The following is a 19,299-nucleotide window of genomic DNA, read 5'->3' as shown; positions in this document are numbered from 1 at the left end:
GCGGCGTCACTCGCCGGTTTCGACCGGCAGCGCCACGAAGCGCGGCTCGCCAGCGCGGCGCACCAACAGCAGGATGGACTTGCGCCCGGCCTCGCGGGCCTCGGCGATGCGGTCCTCAAGATCGCTCATGCTGGTCACTTGCTGTTGCCCGACCTCGGTGATCAGATCGCCTGCGCGCACGCCCTTTTCATAGGCCTCCGACAGGTTGTCGACATCGGTCACCACCAGTCCGGTCGCGTTGTCATCCAGCTCCAGTTGATCGCGCAGCTCGTCGTCAAGCGGGCTGATCGTCAGGCCGAGGATCTCCTGGCTGGAGGCTTCCCCGCCATTGTCCTCCTCGACCTGGGCCGCAGGCACCGCGCCTTCGGCCTCTTCGCGCCGTCCCAGCGTGATCTTCAGCGACTGGGTCTTGCCGTCGCGGAACACCCTCACCCGGACGGCCTTGCCGACCTCGGTATTGCCGACCCGGCGAACCAGCTCGCGCGTATCCTGAACCGGTTTGCCGTCAAAGCTCAGGATCACGTCACCGGCCTTCATTCCGCCCTCGGCGGCGGGGCCTTCGGGCACGTCGGTCACCAATGCGCCGCGCACCTCTTCAAGGCCGATCGCCTCGGCCACGTCGTCAGTCACGTCCTGGATGCGCACACCCAGCCAGCCGCGCCGCGTCTCGCCGAACTCCTTGAGCTGGTCGATCACCCGCGTCACCACATTCGACGCCATCGAAAAGCCGATACCGATCGAGCCACCGGTCGGCGACAGGATCGCGGTGTTCACCCCGATCACCTGCGCGTCCATGTTGAACAGTGGCCCGCCCGAGTTGCCACGGTTGATCGCGGCGTCGGTCTGGATGTAATCGTCATAGGTACCGCTGAGCGCGCGATTGCGGGCTGAAACGATCCCCGCACTGGCCGAGAAACCCTGTCCCAGCGGATTGCCCATCGCCATGACCCAATCCCCGACGCGTGCCGTGTCGCTGTCGCCGAAGGTGACAAAGGGCAGCGGCTCGTCGGTCTCCACCTTCAACAGCGCGATGTCGGTCTTGGGGTCGGTGCCGACGACTTCGGCGACCAACTCCTTGCCCGAGAAAAATTCGATGATGATCTCGTCGGCGGATTCGATGACGTGGTTGTTGGTCACCACGAAGCCATCCTCCGAGATGACGAAGCCCGAACCAAGCGCCGAGCTGCGTCGCGGCCGGTCTCCCTGGCCGCTGCGATCACGGAATTCGCGGAAGAAATCCTCGAAAGGCGAGCCCTCGGGCACGATGGGCGACGGGCCTGTGCCCTGCGCCACCACGGTAGATGTGGTGATGTTCACCACCGCCGGGCTGACCTTGTCGACCAGGTCCGAGAAACTCTCGGGCCGCGCCTGCGCCACCAGCGCCTGCGCGATGATCAGCGCCATGGTCAGCGCCGTCACCCAAAGCGCGCGCAGCGCGCCGGATTGTCGATTTGAAGCTGTTGCGGATTGGGCTGTCACTGGGATCGTCTCCTTGCCATTGTCCGTTGGGGCATCTGCAAAACGCCTTGACGCCTGCGCTGTTCTGACATGCATGTAGGTGCTTCGGGCGCAAACGCAAAACGCGCGCAACCCGCTGTCACGTTCATGTGAAGCTCAAGTGAGCCGGAAATCAAGCGCCGAGCGTTTTCGCCGCCCAGACCATAACCAGCCCGATCGCCATCGCGACAAGCCCCATAAGCCTGCGATTGTCTTCCGACAGGGCACTCAGCGCAATCAGGAATCGCTCCACAAGCGAAGGGGCCAGCGCATAGACCAGCCCCTCCAGGATCAAGACCAGCCCGAGGGCCAGAAAGATATTCTCGATCAATTGGACGCCTCTGAGTCGTTGTCGTTGTCGATCTGCTGCAGGCGCTCGTCCTCTTCCAGCCGCTCGCGCTCGGCCTCGGGCAGATCGGGCGAAATCTCGGATTCAGGCGCCATGTCGCGCAGGCTGTCGATATCGATATCATCGATGTCCACCTCCCTCAGACCATCGGCCCGCACCGAGTTGAACAACTCGGACAGGAATTCGCTGTCGGGCGAGAAAACCAGCGTCGTGTTCTCCGAATTGAGCGACCGCTCCATCGCCGAGAGCGAGCGGTAGAAGGCGAAGAACTCGGGATTCTTTCCAAAGGCTTCGGCATAGATCCGGTTACGTTCGGCATCGGCCTCACCGCGGGTGATCTCGGCCTCCCGCTCGGCTTTCGACACGGTTTCAACCACGGTCCGGTCCGCAGCGGCGCGCACGCGCTGAGCGGCCTCGTTACCGCGGGCGATCTCGTCTGCGGCCTCGCGTTCGCGCTCGGCGCGCATCCGGGCGAAGGTCGCGTCAAGGTTCTGCTGCGGCAGGTTGGTCTGCTTCAGCCGGACGTCGACGATTTCCAGCCCAAGGCCTTCGGCACTGGTGCGGGCCTGTGCGCGGATACGCCGCGCCAGATCGCCCCGTTGCGGCGACAGGATCGTATCCGATGTCACCTGATCGGCACCCAGAACCTCGCGGATCTGTGCGTTGAGGATCGACGAAAGGCGGTCCTCGGCGGCGCGGATACCGCCCACGCCGACGGCCTGGCGGAATTGCACCACATTGGCGATGCGGTAGCGGGCGAAGGCATCGACCACCAGTCGGCGATCATCCGAAGGCGTGACCTCGATCGTGTCGGTGTCAAAGGACAGGATCCGGTCGTCATATCTCACGACCTCCTGGATGATCGGGATCTTGAACCCGAGGCCCGGTTCCTCGACCACCTGGCGGATCTGACCGAATTGCAGGACAAGCGCTTTCTCGCGCTCGTCCACGATGAAGACCGAGGACAGGCCGCCGATGATGGCGATGACCACGATCGGCAGAAGAAGTGCGGATTTACGCATCAGTTCGAGCCCCCGTTGCTGGTGTTGGAGGACGCACCGCCACTGCGGCGCAATTCATTAAGCGGCAGATAGGGCACGAGACCCTGTCCGTTCTCGCCCGCCCCGGTGGCTTCGTCGATCAGGATCTTGTCAAGCTGCCCAAGCGTGCGCTCGACCGTCTCAAGATAGAGACGGCGCTGCGTGACCTCGGGCGCGGTGTTGAACTCCTGCGCGACGGCGATGAAGCGGCTGGCCTCACCAACGGCTTCGTTGACCACGCGGGCGCGATACCCCTCGGCCACTTCGATCACCTGTGCCGCTTCCCCCCTGGCTTCGGCCAGAACACGGTTCGCATAGGCGTCGGCCTGACGTTGCAGGCGGTCGCGCTCCTGTTCGGCGGCCTGAACCTCGCGGAAGGCGTCGATCACGGCGCCCGGCGGGTCGGCGGTGTCAAGGTTGACACGCACGATGGTGATGCCGCTTTCGTAATCATCCAGCGTTTCCTGGATATTCTCGCGCGCGGTGTCTGCGATGATGCCACGGTCGCGGTTGAGGATCGGTGCCAGGTTCGATGCCGCGATGATCTCGCGCATGGCGGATTCGGACACCGCACGCACCGTCAGCTGCGGATCACGGATGTTGAACAGAAGTTTCGCGGGATCCTGGATGTTCCACACGACCTGGAAATCGATATCCACGATATTGGCATCAGTCGTCAGCATCAGGCCATCGCTGTCGGCGCCGCGGCCCATGCCGATATCCTCGGTGCGTTCCGAGGTGACATTGACCACATCATAAGTCACCAACGGCCAGGGCGCGAAGTTCAGACCCGGCTGCCCGGTCGAGGAATAGGACCCGAGGAACAGTTCGACGGATTGTTCTTCCGGTTTCACCGTATAGAAGCTGGCCGCCGCCCAGGCCACCAGCGCGATCACCACGCCAAGCACGATGGAGCCGCGCCCGAAGGCCGGGCCGCCACCGTCTCCGCCGGCGCCATTGCCGCCGCCGCCGCGTCCGCCCATCAGGACGCGCAGTTGATCCTGGCCCTTGCGGACAAGTTCGTCGATCTCCGGGATTTGCGGCCCGCCCCCCTCCGGAGGTCTGCGTCCGCCCCGATTTCCGCCGCGGTTGTCATCCCCGCCGCCTGAATTTCCGCCGCCGCCCCAGGGGCCGCCAGAATTTCCAGCCATGTAAACCTTCCCTTCACTGCCGTCCCTAACGGGACGTTCTATCTAAACTGTGCTGTGATACCTGAATTTCAAGCGCTTCGCACTGGTTCTCGCATCGTGACGATTTCTTCGGCCATGGTGGGGTGAACCGCCACCGTGCGGTCGAAATCCTCTTTCGTGGCACCCATCTTGACCGCGATCCCGGCCAGCTGGATCATCTCGCCCGCGCCGGGCGCGACGATATGACAGCCCAGGATGCGCCGGCTTTCCTTGCTGACGATCAATTTCATCAGAACCCGGTCCTCGCGCCCCGCGAAACTCTGCTGCATCGGTTTGAACGATGTGCAGTAGACATCCACGGGCTCCTGATCGCGTGCCGCCTCCTCGCTCAGGCCGATGGTGCCGAATTCCGGCTGGGTGAAGATCGCCGTCGGGATCAGATCGTGATCCACCGGGGTCGGGTTGCCGTTGAACACCGTCTCCACAAAGGCCATCCCTTCGCGGATCGCCACCGGCGTCAGGTTCGCCCGGTCGGTCACGTCGCCGATCGCATAGATCGACGGAACCGCGGTCTGGCTGTAGGAATCCACTTCGATCTCGCCCTTGCGGCCCAGCTTCACGCCGACCTCCTCAAGCCCCATCCCGGCCGTGTTGGGGTTGCGCCCGGTCGCGAACATCACCTGGTCGAACATCCGCTCGTCGCCATTGGTGGCCTTGATGCGGAAGCCCTGTTCCTGCTTTTCCATCTCGATGATGTTGCAGCCCAGATGCAGATCGACCCCGTTGCGCATCATTTCCTCGGAAATCAGCCCGCGCGCCTCTTCGTCGAACCCCCGCAGGATCTGCGCGCCGCGGTAATACTGCGTCACCTGGACGCCCAGACCATTGAGGATGCAGGCGAATTCGCAGGCGATATAACCGCCGCCGACGATCAGCAGCGATTTGGGCAGCGTTTCCAGGTGGAAAATCTCGTTGCTGGTCAGCGCGTGCTCGGCGTCGGGCAGGTCGGGCGTGACCGGCCAGCCGCCGGTGGCGATCAGGATATGCTTTGCGGTCTTGGTTTCGCCGCTGGCCAGCCTGACACTATGGGCATCCGCCACCACCGCGCGGGAATCGAAGGTCTCGACCCCGCTGTTGGACAACAGCCGCCGATAGACCCCTTCCAGCCGGTCCAGCTCACTGTGCATCGTGTCCCGAAAGGCCGGCCAGTCAAAGCCGCCCGCATGCACGGTCCAGCCATAGGCCTGCGCGTCCTCCATATGGCCGGGATACTCGCTGGCGAAGACCATCAGCTTCTTGGGCACGCAGCCGCGCTGCACGCAGGTGCCGCCATAGCGGTCCTCCTCGGCCAGCGCCACACTGGCGCCACCCTGCGCCGCGACGCGCGCCGCGCGCACCCCGCCCGAGCCGCCGCCGATCACGAAAAGTTCGTAGTCGAATGCCAATGCCTTGCCCTCTGACTTGTGCCCGCTCAATCCTGCAGATCGGTGAACAGGTTCTCGGATTCCAGGAAATCGAGCCGGTCTTCCTCGACCGTGCCCTCGTTGATGTCGCGGGTCTCGACGCGGCCATCGCCATAGCCCACGATCACCACGTCGCAGATATCTATGAACAGCCCGTTTTCCACCACGCCCGGCATCTGGTTCAGCACCATCGCCAACTGGTTCGCCTTGCCGATCCGCCCCAGATGCAGGTCCAGGATGTAATTCCCCTCATCGGTCACGAAGGGCCGGTCCCCGTTCATCCGCAGCGTCGCGTCGCGCCCCAGCACATCCATCGAGATCAGCATCTCCTCGACCAGCGATTTGGTGGTCTCCCAGCCGAACGGAATGACCTCGATCGGCAGCGGAAACGCGCCCAGCGTCTCGACCTCCTTGCCGACATCGGCGATCACGATCATCTGGTCGCTGGCGGTGGCGACGATCTTTTCCTGCAACAGCGCCCCGCCGCCCCCCTTGATCAGGTTCAGGTTCGCGTCGAACTCATCCGCGCCGTCGATGGTCAGATCCAGCCACTTGGCCTCGTCAAGGCTGATCACCTCGATGCCGACCTCGCGCGCCAGTTCGGCGGTGCGGGTGGATGTGGGCACGCCCTTGATCTTCAGCCCGTCATCGCGCACCAGCTCGCCGAGGCAGCGCACCATCCACGCGGCGGTCGATCCGGTGCCCAGCCCCACGCGCATCCCGTCCTCGACATAATCCACCGACCGCTTGGCGGCGACGAATTTGGCCTTGTCGATGGGCGACAATTCTCCGGTCATGGCAGCGACTCCCCGTGACGTTTCGGGGAGGGTTATAGGCAAGTTGAACGCCATGCGCGAGGGGGCATCGGCGGGTTTGTGACAAACCCGCGCGCCCGATGCCTCGCGCGGCGGCCGGGCCGTCGCTTTCAGGCTGGCGCGGTGCGCCCGCGCCGCTAGGCTGACACCATGCTCATGACCGAATCCTACCGCCTGCATTACGCGCCCGATAACGCCTCTCTGGTGGTCCGCCTCGCGCTCGAGGAACTGCGCCAGCCTTATCACGCCATTCTGGTGGACCGCGCGGCGCGGGGGCAATCCGCGCCCGCTTACCTTGCGATCAACCCCGCCGGACTGATTCCGGCGCTCGAAACCCCCGACGGCCCGCTGTTCGAGACCGGCGCGATCCTGCTCTGGCTGGCCGACCGCCATGGCGCGCTGGCGCCCGCACCCGACGCGCCCGACCGGGGCGCGATGCTCAAATGGCTGTTCTTTCTTGCGAACACGCTGCACCCGGCCCTTCGGATAACCTTTTACCCGGATCGTTATACCGGCCCCGGCCCTGCGGAATGCGCGCGCCTGCGCAGCCATATGCAGGGCGAGATCGCCCGCCACCTCGATACAGTCGAATCAGCCGCCACCACGTCGCCTTCGCTGTTCAGCGGTACCGCCCCCACGATCCTTGGCCTTTACCTCGGCCCGATGCTGCGCTGGATGGCGCTTTATCCGCAGGGCGCGACCGGCTGGTTTTCCCTGGCGCGCTGGCCACATCTGCGGGCCATGGCCGCCGCCCTTGAAACCCGCCCCAGCATCGCCGCCGCGATCTGCGCCGAAGGGCTTGGCCCCACGCCGCTCACCGCGCCACGGCCCTGCGATCCGCCCGAAGGCAGCGCGCTCTGACTCACACAGTTGTTGAAACCCGGTCCCGCAACCCCGAGATTGACAAGACTGGCGCGGATTTCGACGACTCGGTCGCTTTTGCGCCGCCACATCGCGCCCCGGCGCGTCATAGAGATAGAAAAGCCCGTGTTGCCATCGGGCCAGAACGGGAAAGATTGCATGTTTCTGTCCGTCTTCGACATGTTCAAGATCGGCGTCGGCCCGTCCTCGTCGCATACGATGGGGCCGATGGTGGCCGCCGCGCGATTTCTGGACAAGATGCGCGCCGCGCCGTTCGAACCCCACGGCCTGCGCGGCTCGTTGCATGGCAGCCTTGCCTTCACCGGCATCGGCCACGCCACCGACCGCGCCACCATCCTGGGTCTCGCCGGTTTTCGCCCCGAGGATTACGAGCACGACACCGCCGAGGCGACGCTCGAACAGATCCGTGAAACCCACACCCTGCGCCCGCCCGGCCTGCCGGAACTGGCCTTTCACCCCAAGGATGACCTGATCTTCGATTTCGGCCCCAACCTGCCGGGCCATGCCAATGGCATGATCCTGATGGCCACCGACGCGCAAGGCGACGTGATCCTTCAGGAAACCTATTATTCCATCGGCGGTGGTTTCGTCATGACCGAGGCCGAACTGGCCCAGGGCCGCAACACCGACGAAGGCGAGCCGGTCCCCTATCCCTTCAAGTCCGCCGCCGAGATGCTGGAAATGGCCGAACACTCGGGCAAGAGTGTCGCCCAGATGAAGAAGGCCAACGAGATTTCGCGCGGCGGCCCTGAAAACCTTCGCTCGGGCGTGGCGCGGATCTGGAAGGTTATGGATGACTGCATAGAACGCGGCATCGAGGCCGAAGGCGAACTGCCCGGCGGACTGCGCGTGCGCCGCCGCGCCAAGGGAATCCGCGATGCCCTGCTGGCCGAGCGCGGCACCAACCTACAGGCACCCCACAAGATCAACGACTGGATCAGCCTCTACGCGATGGCCGTGAACGAGGAAAACGCCGCCGGCGGGCAGGTCGTGACCGCGCCCACCAATGGCGCGGCGGGCGTGGTGCCCGCCGTCATCAAGTACTGGCTCGAACATGTCCCCGGCGCCTCCGAATCCCAGATCGAGGATTTTCTGCTCACCGCCGCCGCCATCGGCGGGCTGGTGAAATACAACGCCTCGATCTCGGGCGCCGAAGCGGGGTGCCAGGCCGAAGTGGGTAGCGCCGCCGCCATGGGCGCCGCCGGGCTGGCCGCCGTGCTGGGCGGCACCCCCGCCCAGATCGAGAACGCCGCCGAAATCGCGCTGGAGCATCACCTTGGCATGACCTGCGACCCTGTGAAGGGGCTGGTGCAGGTGCCCTGCATCGAACGCAACGGCCTTGGCGCGATCAAGGCGGTCAGCGCCGCCAGCCTCGCCCTGCGCGGCGACGGCACCCACCTTGTTCCGCTCGATGCCTGTATCGAAACCATGCGCCAGACCGGCGAGGACATGAGCGAGAAATACAAGGAAACATCCCTCGGCGGCCTTGCCGTGAACGTGCCCAACTGCTGAAGATCCCGGCTGCCTAACCTTCGGGCCAGACGGCGCGCGCCTTCAGAAGCGCGCTTGCCGCCACTTCCAGCATCGCCTCGGGCAGGATGACCAGCATCTTGGGCGCCGTCAGCGACAATTGCACCGGCCCCGTCGCGTGGTTCGACGTGCCCACCCTCCCGTCGGGCGCGAAGTTCAGCCCCGCTATGGAAAACAGCAGTCCCTCCGACAGCCCCTCGACCGCCCCCAGCGGAAATAGCGACACCTCGCAGCCCTCGGGCAGGTCGATCGCCAATTCCGGCGGCGCGAGGAACACCAGCTCCTCGCTGCCCAGCAGGATGCAGCGCCGGTGCGGGTGGCGCACCAGCGTGTTGTAAGCGGCAAGCTGGTGATCCAGCCGCGCCCCCGAAAACCCGATTCCCACCACCAGCGGGGCGGCGATATTGCCGAGACACTTGTCGAAATCAGTGCTGTCCTGATCGGCGATCGGATGCAGCGCCTCGGGGGGAAACTGCGCACGCCCCGCCGCGCTCAGCGAATCGAAATCGCCGATCACCGCCTCGGGAACCACCCCGAGCGCCAGCGCCGCATCCGCACCGCCATCCGCCGCAACCACCCGCGGCCCCAGCGCACGCGCCCGCTTGAGCAGGAATTTATCTATATCTGCGCCCCCAATCAGGGTAATTGGCTCTGCCGCCTCAACAATCATCTGACATTTTCCTGATTAGCCACTATTTAGGAAGCTGATCACATTCTCACCACGAAATGATACGGTAAAGTTCCAAGAATCGGGCGCCTTTGGTCTTGGCAAGGATGGTAAAGACGAATGTCGCAGGTCAAGAAGAGCGAGCATTCAAATGGTTAGTGGAAGTAAAATTCTCACAGTTTCGTACGGGACATTCTCGTGCACACTCGAAGGATTCGATGATTCCTTCGACACGATGAAAGCGATCGCCGAGTATTTTCGCGACCTCGCGGCGGATGACCGGTACTTCGGTGCCGAACCGCCGACGCCGGACGCCGAGATGCTCGCCCGGATCGCCGAGCGCGAAGTCTCGCGCCGCGTCGAGGCGCATCAGCGCGACGGCGGGATCGTTCTGCGCGCCGCGGATTCCGCAGCGCTCTCCGGTCTGACCCCACCTCAGCCGCAGCCCGCGCCCGAAACCGCAGGCGAACCGGCCCCCGAGCAGCCCGCACCCGAACCCGGGGCTCAGGACGCACCCAAGCCCGGGGCCGCGCCCGAAACGGCACCCGCGCCGGAGGCGGAAGCCCCCGAGCCCGCCGAGACCGAGCCCGTCGCACCCGAGCCCGCCGAGACCGAGGCACCTGAATCCGCGACCCCGTCAGAGGACGCGCCCGAACCGGCGCCTGAACCCGAGGCCGCAGCGGAACCGGTGGCCGAACCCGAGGCGGAGCTTGCCGACGCCACCGAGACCGAGGTCACGACCGCCGAAACACCTGAGCCCGAAACCGAACCCGAACCCGAGCCGGAGCAAGAGAGTGCGGCCACGGATGCCGCCGACTCCCCTGTGGCCGAATCCGCAGATGACGCCGAAACATCCGCCGAGGCAGCCGAAGCCGCGCATCCCGCCGTCACCGAAGAGTCCAGCGAAGAGGTTCTCGGCCAAACAGCGGAACCCGTCGCGGAATCCCCTGCGGAACCCGCCGCCGAAACTGCGGCTGAATCCGTGCCCGAGGACGACAGCGTCGCCGCCAAGCTGCGCCGTATCCGCTCGGTCGTGATGCAGTCCGAGCGCGGCTATGGCGGTGACGAATTCACCGAGGACGAGCACGCCGAAGACGACAGCGCAGGCGATTTCCTCGACGATACCGCCGCCGATCTCGATGCCGCCCTCGAAGCCGACGACGCCGCCGAACTCGCGCGCGCCACGCCGCTCGAGCAGGACGAGGACGACGATCTCGATTCGATCCTCTCGCGCTTTGACGCGGATCGCGACACCGTTGGCCAGGCGCCCGCCGATACCGGCGACACCCTTGAAACAGAACAGGAAATTCAGCCCGCGCCCAGCGAACGCGCACCCGCTGATCAGGTCGATCTGGCTCATGACACGCTGGCGCAGCTTCTGGCAGATTCCCTGCCTGCGGACGCGGCCAAGAACGCTTCCGACACCGCCGGCGACGCGCCCGAAGCCGCCGAAGAAACCGCCACGCCTCAAGCGCCGGAAACCTCCGATGCGCAAGCGGTCCGATCCGAACCGCCAGAAGAGTCCGCCGGGTCGCAAAACACCGGATCCGACGACGCCGCACCCGAGGCCGCACCCGCCGCCGAAGACGACACAGATCAGGCGCAGGAACCCCTGCGCGCCCGTGTCGTCGCCATCAAGCGCAGCGAACTCGAAGCCACGCTGGCCGCGCAGCAGTTCGAAGAGGAACTCGCCGGCGACACCGCCGCGCAAGCGGATGACGAGGACGACCAGAACCAGGACGAACCCACCTCCCTCCTCAGCCCCGAGGAAGAGGCCGATCTTCAGCGCGAACTCGCCGCGCTCGAGGCCGAGATGCACGATGACGCGCCCGCCCAACAGGACCGTCTCGCCGCCGATCATACGGATGATGATACGGACGAGGCCGACGACGGCGCTGAATCCACGCTGGATGACGACTGGGCCGAGGCTGCGGAAACCGACGAGGATCAACCCGCCCGACCCGAGCCTGCCCTTGGCACGCTGGACGAAGACGAACCCCATGCGGATGTGAACCGCATCTTCGCCGAAACCGACAGCCAGCGCGACGCGCCCGAAGCGAATCACCGCCGCAGCGTGATCCAGCACCTGCGCGCCGCCGTGGCCGCCACCCGCGCCGACAAGAAAGCCGGCGTCGAACATGATCCCGGCAAGGACGACACGCCCTATCGCTCGGACCTGGCGGATGTGGTGCGCCCGCGTCGCCCCCGTGCCGGTGCCACGCGCGAGCATACCCGCTCGCCCCGGCCCGAGGAAACCCGCTCAGCGCCGCTCAAGCTGGTGGCCGAACAGCGCGTCGATGTCGAAACCGCGCGCGAACCGATCCGCCCGCGCCGGATCTCGACCGCCGAATTACAGGCCGATCCGGCCACCGTGGACAGTGGCTTTGCCGATTTTGCAGCCGAAATGGGCGCCACGGAACTGCCCGATCTGCTCGAGGCCGCCGCCGCCTATCTTGCCGATGTCGAAGGCCGCCCGCAATTCTCGCGCCCGATGCTGATGGGCAAGCTGCGCGAAGTGTCGGATGCCGGTTTCTCGCGTGAGGATGGCTTGCGCAGCTTCGGCAAGCTCCTGCGCGACGGCAAGCTGCAAAAGCTCAAGGGCGGTCGCTTCAGCGTGACCGATGAAACCGAGTATCGGGGCGCCGCAGGCGGCAATCGCAGCGCAGGCTGAGCGGAGGGACCATTCCTTCAGACGCCCGGCCCGGCCCTGCGCCGCGCCGGGCGTCGTCACATCCGGCTCAGATTCCGGCGGGCAGCCAAATCGTCCTGATCATCGTCGCCTTGTCCAGAAACTCCGGGTCCTCGCCTTGCGCGCCGAACCAGTCGCGCGCATGACCGTCATTCACCCAGGTCCGCTTCATCGCCTCGGCGCTCTCGCGCTCGATCATTGCCGACAGATCGCTCGATGAAAAACACCACAGCGCATCGATCTCCATATGCCGCGCCATCGCCGGGGCCAGGTCCGCGTGACACCCGGTCAGCAGGTTGACCGCGCCGGGCGGCATCTGCAGGCATTCAAAGATCAGCGCCAGTTCGGGCGCCAGCAGCGGATAGGCTTCGGATGCCAGCAGAACCGCCCGGTTGCCCATCGCAAGGATCGGTGCCAGCACCGAGACCAGCCCCAGCAGCGGCGCCTCGTCCGGGCAGATCGCGCCGATCACACCGACGGGCGCGCGTTCGGCCACGGTCAGCCCGTGCATCTGCACGCCGGGCGCGCGGGCCGCGATCGTGTCGGCCTTCGCGGCATAAGTGAACAGCCGTTCGATCGCCGTTGCGATCTCTTTCTCGCCGCTTCGACCGCCTGTCAGATTATTGATAATGCTTGATAAATCATCTTTCCGCGCAGCCAGAGCATGGCTCATGGCCAAAAGAACCCGCGCCCGGTCGCGCCCGCTCCTGCGGCTCCAGTCCGCTGCGTTATGCGCCGCGCCGACCGCCGCGCCGACATCGCTTGCCCCGGCCAGCGCCACCTGTCCCAATATCCGCCCCGCCTTGTCGTGCACATTGCGGCAATAGCCGCCGGGGCGCACCTGCCGCCCTGCAATGAACAGCGTCGCATCGCTGACCTCGGGCGCGTGCTCGCTGGCATGCGTGCCATTGGCGCTGGCAAAGGGCTCGCTCCGGGGCAGGGGTCTGGGTTTTCCATTCGCAGCCGTATAGTGCACCAGCCCATCCCATCCCCCGCCGCGCCCGAACCCCGCTTCGCGCAGCCCGCCATGCGGCGCGGCGGCGTCCGTCAGCCCCGTCGCGTTGATCCAGACGACGCCCGCCGCCAGCCGCGGCGCCAGATCCAGCACCAGCGACAGCGTCTCCGACCAAAGCGAGACCGCGCCCGCATGGCCCGTGTTGTTGCCCAGTTGCAGCGCCTCCTGCGGCGTTCTGAAGCTCATCTGCACCGCGACGGGACCGCGTATGTCAAGATGCATCGCCGGATCGGCGGGCGCCAGCCCGCTGATCAGGGCAGGGCGATGATACTGCCCACCGGGCGAGGGCCGCACCGGCACGAACAGATCGCCCCCCGCTCGGGCGATCAGATCGGCCATCCGCCCGCGTCCTGCCGGGTTGGCCATCGCACCGATATCGGTGCAACGATCCAGCGGCTCGCCGACCCTCAGCTGTTCCATACGGTTGCGTAGCTTTTGGTGAAACCGCTCCGCCACGCTCTCCTGCACCAGCAGGCGATGCGGGTTGTCATAGCGCTGCGCCAGCGCCTCGACCGCCGAATCCAGATCGGCATCTTCGAAGACCACGAAACTCTCGGCGGCGTCCATCTCCAGCAACAGGGCCTTGCCTGTTCCCGCCGTCGCGCGGCGAAGCGCGCGCCCCGCCGCAAGCGACCCGGCAAAGCCGACCATGTCGATCGCCTCTTGGCAGGCGAGGCGCTCGCCCAATGCGGCATCGCCGGTCAGAATATTGACCACGCCTTTCGGCATTCCTGCCTGCCGGCAAAGATCGGCGAACAGCAGCGCGCTCAGCGATGCCCATTGCGATGGCTTCACGATGACGCTGTTGCCCGCCGCCAGCGCCGGGCCCAGCTTTCGCGCCAGCACCACCAGCGGCATCCGCGACGGCAGGATCACCGCGCAGACACCCAGCGGCACCCGCCCCGGCAATTCGCTGTCGATCAACCGCGCAAGGCTGGCGTGATGTTGAAACTGCCGCTCCACCTGCGCCAGATCACCGTCGCGCACCGCACCGATGGGCCGCCCGGTATCCAGCACCTCCATCACCGCGCAGAGCCGCGCATTGTTGGCGAACACCCGTGCCAGCGCGTCCAGGTGCCTTGCCCGTCCGGCCCCGCGCATACTTGCCCATTTGCGCTGCGCCTTCGCGGCGGCGCTTACTGCGCTGTTCAGATCGTCCTGCGTCGCCGCCGACAATGTCGCCAGAACCTCGCCGCTGGCCGGGTTCACCGCGTCGAACCCCGCGCCCGGTGCGCCGAAGGCGCCATTGATGAACTGCCCGAAACGGTCGCCCTGATCGACCAGCCATGCCAGCGCCTCGGCGGCGCTTTCCGGGGCGTCGCCATACTCCATGCTGTCATATTCCCCGCGCACGCTCATGTCCCCGCCCCCGCTCACTTCACCCGATCCCGTGACGCCAGGCCGCCGAGGGCCGCCCGCTCACATGCTGTTCAAGCTGCCGCTCGATATCCGCCAGCAAGGACGACGCCCCGAAGCGGAACAGCTCCGGCGAAAGCCACGCGCTGCCCAGCTCCTCGCGCATCATCGCCAGATAGGCCAGCGCCTCGCCCGCCTTTGAAATGCCGCCCGCCGGTTTCATGCCCACCCGCCAGCCGGTCCTTTCGTGATAGTCCCGGATCATCCGCAACATCACCAGCGTCACCGGCAGCGTCGCGTTCACCGGCTCCTTCCCGGTCGAGGTCTTGATGAAATCCGCGCCCGCCATCATCGCCACCATCGCCGCGCGCGCGACGTTTCTCAGGCCGCCCAGCTCTCCGGTGGCAAGGATCGCCTTCATATGCGCCGCGCCACAGGCCGCGCGAAACGCCCGCAGCTCATCATGCAGCGCGTCCCAGCGCCCCTCCAGAACCCGTCGGCGCGAAATCACGATGTCGATCTCCTGCGCCCCGGCGGCAACGCTGGCCTCGATTTCGGCGATGCGCAGGCGCATCGGCGACAATCCCGCCGGAAACCCGGTCGAAACCGCCGCCACCGGAATGCCCGTGCCCTCCAGTGCCTTGAGCGCCGGGGTGATCATCTCGTGATAGACACAGACCGCGCCCACGCGCAGCCCCTCCATCCCCAGCGCCTCCAGAAGGTCCGGGCGCAGCGGCTGACGCGCCTTGGCGCAAAGCCGCGCGACCCGCGCCGCGGTATCGTCGCCCGACAGGGTGGTGAGGTCCATGCAGGCTACCGCCTTGCACATCCAGGCCGCCCGCGCGCGCCCCGTGACAACGCGCCGCGCGGGCAGGGCGGCCGCCGTGCGATTGATCGCCGGGGCATTCACCCGCAGCGCGCCAAGCCAGTCCATGTCCAGATCCATGCCCGCATTGCGCAGGCCACCGGCTTGCGGCAACCGCGTGACGTGATCCTGTCCGAAGCCCTGCATCGGCATGCCGCCATGTCCTGAAAAACCCGGCGCCAGACTCGCATGCGCCGGGTGGCTTGGCAAGCGCGCACACCCTTCCTGCAATTGCGAATAACTCGCAATTGCATTGACTTCAGGCCCCACCCGCCCCATAGTCCCCCAAAAGCGATCGCAACCAACGGAGCTACCATGACCCGCCTTTCCCGACGCCGCCTCCTCGGTCAGGCCGCATCGGCCCTTGCGCTTGCGGCCACGCCGCTCCGGGCCGCCTCGCCCGCGCTTGATATCGTGGCGACAACCGGGATGATCGCCGACGCGGCGCGCAATATCGGCGGCGATCTGGTCGTTGTGCGCGCACTCATGGGCCCCGGCGTCGATCCGCATTCCTATCGTCAGACCCGCAGCGATATCGTCGCCCTGACGCGGGCCGACCTGGTGCTCTGGCACGGGCTCTACCTCGAGGCGCAGCTGGAAGAGATGCTGCTCAAGTTCTCGCGCCGTGGCACCGCCGTCGCGGTCGGCGAGGGCGTGCCGCGCCGGCTCCTGATCGCCCATGACGAATACGAGGGGCGCTTTGATCCCCATGTCTGGATGGTGCCCGCCCTCTGGACCCATGTGCTGCACGCCGTGCGCGACGCGCTCGCTGACCTTGCGCCCGAACATGCCGACACCTTCGCCGCCAATGCCGATGCTTACCTCGCGCGCATCGCCCGGCTTGATGACTATGCGCAGGGCGTGCTGTCCACCGTGCCCGCCCCCTCGCGCGTTCTGATGACGGCACATGACGCCTTCGGCTATTTCGGCCGCGCCTACGGTTTCGAGGTGATCGGTGTGCAGGGCATCTCGACCGAATCCGAGGCCGGGCTGAACCGGATCCGCACACTTGCAACGCTGCTGGCCGAACGCGACATCCGCGCGGTCTTTGTCGAAACCTCCGTGTCGGATCGCAACATGCGTGCGCTGGTCGAAGGTGCCGCCGCCAAGGGCCATACGGTCACGATCGGCGGCGCGCTTTTTTCGGATGCGATGGGCACGCCCGGCAGCTACGAGGGCAGCTATATCGGCATGATCGACCATAACGTCACCACCATCGCCGCCGCCCTGGGCGGTCAGGTCCCGTCGCGGGGCATGGATGGCCTCTTGCAGGCGGGATTGTGAGAATGAAGATCGACAGCACCCGCCCGAAGGCCCACGCCCCGGTCGTCGCCGGCATGCCCGCGGCGGATACGCCGCCCAGCCCGCTGGAAATCAACGGCCTGACCGTGTCCTATGGCGACACGCCCGCCGTCAATGATGTCAGCGTCGCTTTCCGCTCCGGCGCCATGACTGCGATCATCGGTCCCAACGGCGCGGGCAAATCGACGCTCCTCAAATCCGCGCTGGGCATCGTGGCGCCGCTTTCCGGGCAGGTCACCTGCTGGGGCAGGCCGCTGGCGCGTCAACGCCACCGCATTGCCTATGTGCCCCAGCGTGCCGCCATCGACTGGGAGTTTCCCGCCCGCGCGCTCGATGTGGTGCTGATGGGCATGTATCGCGAACTTGGCCTCTTGCGCCGGGTGCGCGCGCCGCATCTGGCGCGGGCCATGTCCTGCCTTGCCCGCGTCGGGATGGAGGATTTCGCCGACCGCCAGATCGGCCGCCTGTCAGGCGGTCAGCAACAGCGCGTTTTCCTGGCGCGCGCGCTGGCGCAGGGGGCTGATCTCTATATGCTCGATGAACCCCTCGCCGGGGTCGACGCCGCGACCGAACGCGCCATCATCGCCGTCCTCAAGCAGATCGTGGCCGAAGGCGGCACCGTCATCGCCGTGCATCACGACCTTGCCACCGTGCCGGGCTATTTCGATCGCGTGTTCCTCATGAACGCCCACGCCATCGCCGAAGGGCCTGTGGCCACGGCCTTCAGCCGTGAAAACCTCGATCTGGCCTATGGCGGGCGTCTGGCGCCGGACCCGGCCGGGGCAGCGGGCGCGCGCGATGCTCTCTGAGGCGCTGTTCCTGCAACTTGGCTACAACGCCACTCTGGTCACGATCGGCGCGGCGCTGCTCGGGGTGGCGGCAGGCGTGACGGGGGTGTTCCTGGTTCTGGGCAAGCGCGCGCTGGTCAGCGACGCGGTCAGCCACGCCACCCTGCCCGGTATCGGGCTGGCCTTCATCGCAATGGTCATGGCCGGGGGCGACGGGCGTGCGCTGCCGGGGCTGTTGTTGGGTGCCGCGGCCTCGGCTGGGGTCGGATTGCTGGGCGTCAGCTGGCTGACCCGGCGCACCCGCCTTGGCGAGGACGCCGCCATCGGCGCGGTGCTGTCGGTGTTCTTCGGCGCGGGGGTGGTCCTTTTGACGGTGATCCAGACCATGACTGCGGGTCGTCAGGCGGGGCTCGAAACCTTCCTGCTCGGCTCCACCGCCGGAATGCTGCGCAGCGACGCCCTGGTGATCGCCCTGGCGGGGGCTTTGGTGCTGGGGCTGGTGCTGGCGCTGCGCCGCCCGATGACACTGGCTGCCTTCGATCCCGATTTCGCCATCGCCCAGGGGCTGAACGTGCGGCGCATCGAACTGGCCGCCATGGGGCTTGCCATGGCGATCACGGTGATCGGGCTCAAGATCGTCGGTCTGATCCTGATCGTCGCCCTGCTGATCATCCCGCCCGTCGCCGCCCGGTTCTGGAGCGACCGGGTCGATCATGTTCTGGCCCTTTCGGGCCTCTTTGGCGGGATTTCGGGCTATGGCGGCGCGGCCCTCTCGGCCACTGCGCCGGGCCTGCCGACCGGGCCGCTCATCGTGCTCCTGGCCTTTGCCATTTTCGCGCTCTCGCTGCTGGCCGCGCCGCGCCGCGGGGTGCTGGCAACGCTCATGCGCCGTCGTCGTGCCGGCGCGCCGGGGGCAGGGGGGCGATGATGGGCGCCGAATTCGTCGCCCTGTCGCTGCCGCCGATCCTGATCGGCACCTTGGCGGCCATCGCCTGCGCCCTGCCGGGCAACTTCTTGCTGCTGCGCCGCCAGGCGCTGATTGGCGACGCGATCAGCCATGTGGTGCTGCCCGGCATCGTGCTGGCTTTCCTCGTGACCGGACTCGTGGCGGCCTGGCCGATGATGCTGGGCGCGGGCGCGGCGGCGCTTGTCTCGGTGCTGCTGATCGAGACCATCCGCCGCCTTGGCCGGATCGAACCCGGCGCCGCGATGGGCGTGGTCTTTACCACCATGTTCGCCGCCGGTGTGCTGCTGCTTGAACAAAGCGACACCTCGGGCGTGCATCTGGACGTGCAACACGCGCTTTACGGCAATCTCGAAAGCCTGATCTGGCTCGAGGCGACGGGCTGGGACTCGCTTTGGGACGCGCAGGCGCTCGCCGCCCTTCCGCCCGAATTGCCGCGCATCGCCCTGACGCTGCTGGTCGTGGCGGGGGCCGTGTTGCTGTTCTGGCGCCCCCTTGTGCTGTCGACCTTCGACGAGGGTTTCGCCCGCACGCTCGGCCTGCCGGTCCGGGCCATTGGCGTGGGGCTGGTCGGTCTTGCGGCAATGGCCGCGGTCGCGGCCTTCGACGCGGTCGGCTCGATCATCGTGATCGCCATGTTCATCTGCCCGCCCGCCGCCGCGCGGCTGATGACCGACCGCCTTGGCGCGCAAATCTGGTGGAGCATCGGCTTTGCGATCCTGTCGGCGGTGCTGGGCTATATGCTGGCGGGATACGGGCCGCTCTGGCTGGGGGGTGCGCACGCGCTCAGCGCCGCAGGGATGATCGCCTGCATCTCGGGCGTGATCCTTTTGCTGGCGGCGCTGTTTGGTCCCTGTCGCGCACCGGCAGGGCTGCGGCGCGGCTGAGAGGGCAGGAGCGAGGGACCAGTCCCTCGCGCTCCCTGGGATATTTTCAAACAGAAGAAG

General features: G+C 66.6%; 15 protein-coding genes and 1 pseudogene. 7 read left to right on the top strand and 9 right to left on the bottom strand.

Annotated elements, in window-relative coordinates; translation table 11 throughout:
* Nucleotides 1-6 precede the first annotated feature (6 nt).
* From N5A93_RS02930 to rpiA, 6 genes are all read right to left on the bottom strand, one after another.
* Nucleotides 7-1,404: a DegQ family serine endoprotease gene (locus N5A93_RS02930; protein WP_268953957.1), complete on the bottom strand. Its 1,398-nt coding sequence runs from the start codon at nt 1,402-1,404 to the stop codon at nt 7-9.
* A gap of 226 nt (nt 1,405-1,630) precedes the next feature.
* On the bottom strand, nt 1,631-1,828 hold the full coding sequence (locus tag N5A93_RS02925) for a DUF2065 domain-containing protein (RefSeq protein WP_268953569.1): 198 nt from the start codon (nt 1,826-1,828) through the stop codon (nt 1,631-1,633).
* Nucleotides 1,825-2,868, bottom strand: a complete 1,044-nt coding sequence (gene hflC, locus N5A93_RS02920) for a protease modulator HflC (protein ID WP_268953568.1) — start codon at nt 2,866-2,868, stop codon at nt 1,825-1,827. The genes N5A93_RS02925 and hflC overlap by 4 nt, the downstream gene beginning before the upstream one ends.
* On the bottom strand, nt 2,868-4,037 hold the full coding sequence (gene hflK, locus N5A93_RS02915; protein WP_268953567.1) for an FtsH protease activity modulator HflK: 1,170 nt from the start codon (nt 4,035-4,037) through the stop codon (nt 2,868-2,870). Before hflK ends, hflC begins: the two co-directional genes overlap by 1 nt.
* A 68-nt stretch (nt 4,038-4,105) precedes the next feature.
* Nucleotides 4,106-5,461, bottom strand: coding sequence for a glutathione-disulfide reductase (gene gor, locus N5A93_RS02910; RefSeq protein WP_268953956.1), 1,356 nt, complete (start codon nt 5,459-5,461; stop codon nt 4,106-4,108).
* 26 nt (nt 5,462-5,487) lie between these two features.
* Nucleotides 5,488-6,276, bottom strand: coding sequence for a ribose-5-phosphate isomerase RpiA (rpiA, locus tag N5A93_RS02905; protein WP_268953566.1), 789 nt, complete (start codon nt 6,274-6,276; stop codon nt 5,488-5,490).
* A gap of 174 nt (nt 6,277-6,450) precedes the next feature.
* On the opposite strand from rpiA, the gene N5A93_RS02900 reads away from it, so the two are divergent.
* Complete coding sequence (locus N5A93_RS02900; RefSeq protein ID WP_268953565.1) at nt 6,451-7,155, top strand: glutathione S-transferase family protein; 705 nt, start codon at nt 6,451-6,453, stop codon at nt 7,153-7,155.
* 159 nt (nt 7,156-7,314) lie between these two features.
* Nucleotides 7,315-8,688, top strand: coding sequence for an L-serine ammonia-lyase (locus tag N5A93_RS02895; protein WP_268953564.1), 1,374 nt, complete (start codon nt 7,315-7,317; stop codon nt 8,686-8,688).
* A gap of 13 nt (nt 8,689-8,701) precedes the next feature.
* On the opposite strand, the gene N5A93_RS02890 is transcribed toward N5A93_RS02895, so the two are convergent.
* Nucleotides 8,702-9,376 (bottom strand): thiamine diphosphokinase, encoded by a 675-nt coding sequence (locus N5A93_RS02890; protein WP_268953563.1) that lies wholly within the window; start codon nt 9,374-9,376, stop codon nt 8,702-8,704.
* A gap of 232 nt (nt 9,377-9,608) precedes the next feature.
* On the opposite strand from N5A93_RS02890, the gene N5A93_RS02885 reads away from it, so the two are divergent.
* The gene (locus N5A93_RS02885) at nt 9,609-12,044 is read left to right on the top strand and encodes a hypothetical protein (RefSeq protein WP_268953562.1); all 2,436 of its coding nucleotides are present in this window, start codon (nt 9,609-9,611) and stop codon (nt 12,042-12,044) included.
* A gap of 67 nt (nt 12,045-12,111) precedes the next feature.
* Here N5A93_RS02885 and N5A93_RS02880 read toward each other — a convergent pair whose 3' ends face one another.
* Nucleotides 12,112-14,436: an aldehyde dehydrogenase family protein gene (locus tag N5A93_RS02880; protein ID WP_268953561.1), complete on the bottom strand. Its 2,325-nt coding sequence runs from the start codon at nt 14,434-14,436 to the stop codon at nt 12,112-12,114.
* Nucleotides 14,437-14,455: 19 nt separating this feature from the next.
* Complete coding sequence (gene deoC / locus N5A93_RS02875) at nt 14,456-15,445, bottom strand: deoxyribose-phosphate aldolase (protein WP_268953955.1); 990 nt, start codon at nt 15,443-15,445, stop codon at nt 14,456-14,458.
* 168 nt (nt 15,446-15,613) lie between these two features.
* Between deoC and N5A93_RS02870 the strand changes: the two genes are divergently transcribed.
* The 4 genes and pseudogenes from N5A93_RS02870 to N5A93_RS02855 all read left to right on the top strand — a co-directional run bounded on the left by N5A93_RS02870 (nt 15,614) and on the right by N5A93_RS02855 (nt 19,239).
* Nucleotides 15,614-16,582, top strand: a complete 969-nt coding sequence (locus N5A93_RS02870; protein WP_268953560.1) for a metal ABC transporter solute-binding protein, Zn/Mn family — start codon at nt 15,614-15,616, stop codon at nt 16,580-16,582.
* A 53-nt stretch (nt 16,583-16,635) separates the two neighbouring features.
* The gene (locus tag N5A93_RS02865) at nt 16,636-17,409 is read left to right on the top strand and encodes a metal ABC transporter ATP-binding protein (protein ID WP_268953954.1); all 774 of its coding nucleotides are present in this window, start codon (nt 16,636-16,638) and stop codon (nt 17,407-17,409) included.
* A pseudogene (locus N5A93_RS02860) lies at nt 17,399-18,286 on the top strand (metal ABC transporter permease); the annotation flags it as partial. The gene N5A93_RS02865 and the pseudogene N5A93_RS02860, both read left to right, overlap by 11 nt.
* Before the next feature lie 26 nt (nt 18,287-18,312).
* On the top strand, nt 18,313-19,239 hold the full coding sequence (locus tag N5A93_RS02855; RefSeq protein ID WP_268953559.1) for a metal ABC transporter permease: 927 nt from the start codon (nt 18,313-18,315) through the stop codon (nt 19,237-19,239).
* The last annotated feature ends 60 nt before the right edge of the window (nt 19,240-19,299 follow it).

Origin of the sequence: Roseovarius salincola, from assembly GCF_026891095.1 — a bacterium.
GTDB classification, from domain to species: domain Bacteria; phylum Pseudomonadota; class Alphaproteobacteria; order Rhodobacterales; family Rhodobacteraceae; genus Roseovarius; species Roseovarius salincola.
The sequence above is the reverse complement of the archived record's forward strand: the minus strand, read 5'-3'. Positions and strand labels throughout refer to the sequence as shown.

What these genes read in the sequence shown, in the direction of transcription:
- deoC (WP_268953955.1), bottom strand. Translation starts at nt 15,445, where the DNA reads ATGCAGGGCTTCGGACAGGATCACGTCACGCGGTTGCCGCAAGCCGGT.
- rpiA (WP_268953566.1), bottom strand. Translation starts at nt 6,276, where the DNA reads ATGACCGGAGAATTGTCGCCCATCGACAAGGCCAAATTCGTCGCCGCC.
- N5A93_RS02900 (WP_268953565.1), top strand. Translation starts at nt 6,451, where the DNA reads ATGACCGAATCCTACCGCCTGCATTACGCGCCCGATAACGCCTCTCTG.
- hflK (WP_268953567.1), bottom strand. Translation starts at nt 4,037, where the DNA reads ATGGCTGGAAATTCTGGCGGCCCCTGGGGCGGCGGCGGAAATTCAGGC.
- N5A93_RS02885 (WP_268953562.1), top strand. Translation starts at nt 9,609, where the DNA reads ATGAAAGCGATCGCCGAGTATTTTCGCGACCTCGCGGCGGATGACCGG.
- N5A93_RS02855 (WP_268953559.1), top strand. Translation starts at nt 18,313, where the DNA reads ATGATGGGCGCCGAATTCGTCGCCCTGTCGCTGCCGCCGATCCTGATC.
- N5A93_RS02895 (WP_268953564.1), top strand. Translation starts at nt 7,315, where the DNA reads ATGTTTCTGTCCGTCTTCGACATGTTCAAGATCGGCGTCGGCCCGTCC.
- N5A93_RS02930 (WP_268953957.1), bottom strand. Translation starts at nt 1,404, where the DNA reads ATGGCGCTGATCATCGCGCAGGCGCTGGTGGCGCAGGCGCGGCCCGAG.
- N5A93_RS02880 (WP_268953561.1), bottom strand. Translation starts at nt 14,436, where the DNA reads ATGAGCGTGCGCGGGGAATATGACAGCATGGAGTATGGCGACGCCCCG.
- N5A93_RS02890 (WP_268953563.1), bottom strand. Translation starts at nt 9,376, where the DNA reads ATGATTGTTGAGGCGGCAGAGCCAATTACCCTGATTGGGGGCGCAGAT.
- N5A93_RS02870 (WP_268953560.1), top strand. Translation starts at nt 15,614, where the DNA reads ATGACCCGCCTTTCCCGACGCCGCCTCCTCGGTCAGGCCGCATCGGCC.
- hflC (WP_268953568.1), bottom strand. Translation starts at nt 2,868, where the DNA reads ATGCGTAAATCCGCACTTCTTCTGCCGATCGTGGTCATCGCCATCATC.
- N5A93_RS02865 (WP_268953954.1), top strand. Translation starts at nt 16,636, where the DNA reads ATGCCCGCGGCGGATACGCCGCCCAGCCCGCTGGAAATCAACGGCCTG.